At 28.1% G+C, this 3,731-nt stretch carries 1 protein-coding gene and 2 pseudogenes; 1 reads left to right on the top strand and 2 read right to left on the bottom strand.

Going from position 1 to position 3,731, the window contains the following annotated elements; translation table 4 throughout:
• Both FJR74_RS03395 and FJR74_RS08275 read right to left on the bottom strand, forming a co-directional pair.
• Positions 1–183: pseudogene (locus tag FJR74_RS03395) on the bottom strand (hypothetical protein); the annotation flags it as partial.
• Complete coding sequence (locus FJR74_RS08275; RefSeq protein WP_140915059.1) at positions 183–2,825, bottom strand: type I restriction-modification system subunit M; 2,643 nt, start codon at positions 2,823–2,825, stop codon at positions 183–185. The pseudogene FJR74_RS03395 and the gene FJR74_RS08275, both read right to left, overlap by 1 nt.
• A 166-nt stretch (positions 2,826–2,991) precedes the next feature.
• On the opposite strand from FJR74_RS08275, the pseudogene FJR74_RS08270 reads away from it, so the two are divergent.
• Positions 2,992–3,570 (top strand): annotated as a pseudogene (locus FJR74_RS08270) (restriction endonuclease subunit S); the annotation flags it as partial.
• Positions 3,571–3,731: the final 161 nt, after the last annotated feature.

Below are 3,731 nucleotides of genomic sequence, written 5' to 3'. Positions count from 1 at the left end.
ACCCAATATAAAAGCTTTATTTGCAGTTAGTACAGGTATGTTCCCTTTTTCCGATATATCCCCACTTATCATGTAAGCTTCGGGTCTTTCATACTTAAGAATTTCTTTCAATTTACACTGTTCCCAATCTTCAGTAAATCCTTTGAATCTTATAGAGGGTTTATTGCAATTTTCTTTGCTCATTAAAAACCTCCTAATAATTTTTTGAATTCTTCAAGACCTTTTTTGTCGTTTTCATCAGCTTCTAATTCGTCAAGTAATGTTAATAAGGTTTGTTCTGTTTTCTTGATTTCTTCTTCTATAGAACCTAGAGTTGTTTCATATTTTTCTTTTAACTTGTTCAATGAATCTGCAAAATCTTCAAGTACAGTTTCAGGTAATTTACTTAATGAATTTAAAAGAGGGTTAATTCATTTTTTAGTTAAGAAAATTTTTATATCTTCATCACTTAAATTTTCAATAACCACTTTAATTTTTTCTTGTATATCGTTTAAAAGCTCTTTATTTTCTTTTTCAATGGTTTTATTTTTGGTTAATAAATTTGAAACTTCAATAATTTTTGATTCAAGGCTATCTTCAGAAAGTTCTTTAATTTTTTTGAATTCTTTTGCAAGTTTTTCAACTGTTTTTTTATTGAATTCATCTTCTTTTTCGGCGATTAAATCAGGGTAACTTTCTTTATCCTCTTCACTCAATTCAGATAATATTTCGTTGATTCTGTTTTTGTTATTTTCTATTGACTCTATATTAGAATCTATTTCTTCTTGCTTATCGCTAAATCTTTCTTTTGCAACTATGTCGAATGGGATAAGATAACCCGATCATCCTTCTCGAACTTCATATGCCTTATTGTTTTTACTTTTTGTAGCCATTACAGGTTTAACAATTCTGGCTGAACTTAATCCTTCTGTTTGTATAACTTCTAAGTCATTTGATATTGTTGTTCAATTATTATCAAGAATTTGGTAGGCTTTGTAAAAGTCAACTAAAGCTTCGTCGCGGATTAAATCTTTTAGCTTTAATGCTATCTTGTCTTCTAAATGATTTATGTTTGCTTCTAAAACATTGTTTATTAAGTTTTCTTCTAAGAAATTATTTAGCTTAGCAATTTTGGTTGCAAAATCTTTTTTGTGTTTTTGAACATCGGTATTTTTTTCAATTGAACTTTCAATTTCTTCATTTTTAAAATTTAAATAAGATTCATTTGCTTTTTCAAATAAATCTGCTTTTAAATTTGGAAATGTCTTTCAAAATTGAGAAAATTTTTCTACTTCTGAATTTGGAACTCCGCCAAACATTGTTGCGTATATATCTCAATTTTCGGTATCATCATTTGAATCAACGTATCTAGGAATATTCAAGTTATATTCATTTTTTCTTATTTCGTCTCTAGAAACTTTTCTTGAATATTTTTCAATATCTGCTCTTGTTATATATGTATCAACAATTTTTTTAATATCAGAAGTTTGTAAGCGGTTATTTTTACCGTCTTTTATAAAATTCTTAGATGCATCAATAATCAATACATCGGTGTTTTCTCTTTTTTGTTTTAAAACCATGATTATTGTAGGGATACTAGTTCCAAAGAAAATATTTGCAGGAAGACCAATAATAGCATCAATATTATTATTTTCAATCAAATTCTTTCTAATCTTTTCTTCTTCATTTCCTCTAAATAAGACACCGTGTGGTAATACAATGGTTAAAATTCCGTTTGGTTTTAAATGGTAAAGGTCATGTAATAAGAAGGCATAGTCTGCTTTACTTTTTGGAGCAACTCCGTATCTTGCAAATCTCGGGTCTAACTCTTTGTTTTCGGGATCTCAAGGTTGAGAATATGGTGGGTTCGAAACTACAGCATCTACATAAATGGTTTCATATGTTTTTTCTCTATCATTTTCATCAAAATAAGGTCAATCATCTTTTAATGTATCGCCGTTTCTTGTTTCTATATTATCTGGCAAAATACCACGCATAACAAGGTTCATACGTGTTAAGTTATATGTATTGTCTTTAAGTTCTTGAGCATAATATTTTATCGCGTCTTTATTACTAATGTATTTTGAAATACTTTTACCGATATTTATCAATAAAGAACCCGAACCTGAAGTTGGGTCATAAATTTTTATTGTGTCATTATCTTTCAAGTGATGCGAAACAATTTCAGACATTAAGACCGAAACCTCATGCGGTGTATAGAATTCACCGGCTTTTTTACCCGCATTAGCCGCAAACATTGATATTAAGTATTCATATATGAAACCTAAAACATCATAGTCTTGCTTATTGTCCATTGGTATGTCTTTAATTAACTCAATTAATGATTTTATTGCAGAAGTTTGTGAATTTGAGTTATCTCCCAATTTAGAAAGTCCAGTTTCAAGGGTCATGAATATTTTTTTAAAAACTCTTGTGTGTGTTTTTGAAATTCTTCTATTAAACGCTGAAAGAGCATCTCTAACATTAGATACATCAAAGTCATTTCCTAACTTTAATCATGTTGAAAATAAGTTTTTATATTCAATAAAATAACCTATTTTCTTTTGACATTCTCTGATCAGTTCAATACTGTCTTTTATATCTCAAGACAATTTTTCGTATTCTTCTGTACCATAAATTTCAGGGTCATAATTGTAATCAACTAATTTATCTTTAAATTCGTCTTTACTTCAGCCTTCCGAAATAAGATATTCTTCTTCTCTTTCACATAAAAATTTATAAAATATAAAACCAAGTATATAATCCTTGTATTCATTTGCTTCAATCTTAGAACGCATGTTATTAGCAGAAGCCCAAATTTTATTAGCGAGTTGTTGTTTATTCATAAAACTCCTTTTTTCTCATGATTAATTTATAAACTTATAAAATAAGCCACCAAGATAAATTAACGCTTATTTTTAATATTTAATTTACTTTTCTATTTTATAAAAAAATTTTACCATTAAAAATGATAAGAAATTGACTTAATAGTGTTATTCTTGGGAACAGTGTAAATTAGAAGATACAATGTTAATCAAGAGAGGTAGTTCACCCCGGCCAATAAGTGAATACATAACAAAAGAAAAAAATGGTTACAATTGGATAAAAATTAGTGATGCCCCAAAATACGGTGAATATATAACTAAAACAAAAGAAAAAATAAGACCAGAAGGTCTCGCTAAAACCCTTCTTGTAGAAAAGGGTGATTTGATATTGTCAAATTCGATGAGTTTCGGTAAACCATATATTGTAAATATATGCGGATGTATTCATGATGGGTGATTATTGATAAGAAATGAAAAAAACATCATCGATACAAAATTTTTGAGCGCATTACTTTCAACAACAAAAATGTTTAAAGCATATAAAATGCTAGCTGCTGGTAGTACTGTAAATAATTTAAATAAAAATTTAATAAATAAGTTGAATGTGAAAACGCCCCAAATAATAGAACAAAAAATAATTTCCCAAATATTTGAAAAATTTAATTTCCTTATCACTCTTCATCAGAGTTATTGATTATGTTTTTTCTTTATAATTTCCTGCAATTTTCTTAAATTTAAAAATTATTTTTTGGCAGAGCGAAAATAAAGGTATGAAGAGCACAAAAATATTGAATCAACATACTTGGGAACAGTGTAAATTGAAAGAAATTCTTAAGTATGAAAGACCCGAAGCTTACATGATAAGTGGGGATATATCGGAAAAAGGGAACATACCTGTACTAACTGCAAATAAAGCTTTTATATTGG

The organism is Metamycoplasma neophronis, from assembly GCF_006491995.1.
Lineage (GTDB): Bacteria > Bacillota_I > Bacilli_A > Mycoplasmatales > Metamycoplasmataceae > Metamycoplasma > Metamycoplasma neophronis.
The sequence above is the reverse complement of the archived record's forward strand: the minus strand, read 5'-3'. Positions and strand labels throughout refer to the sequence as shown.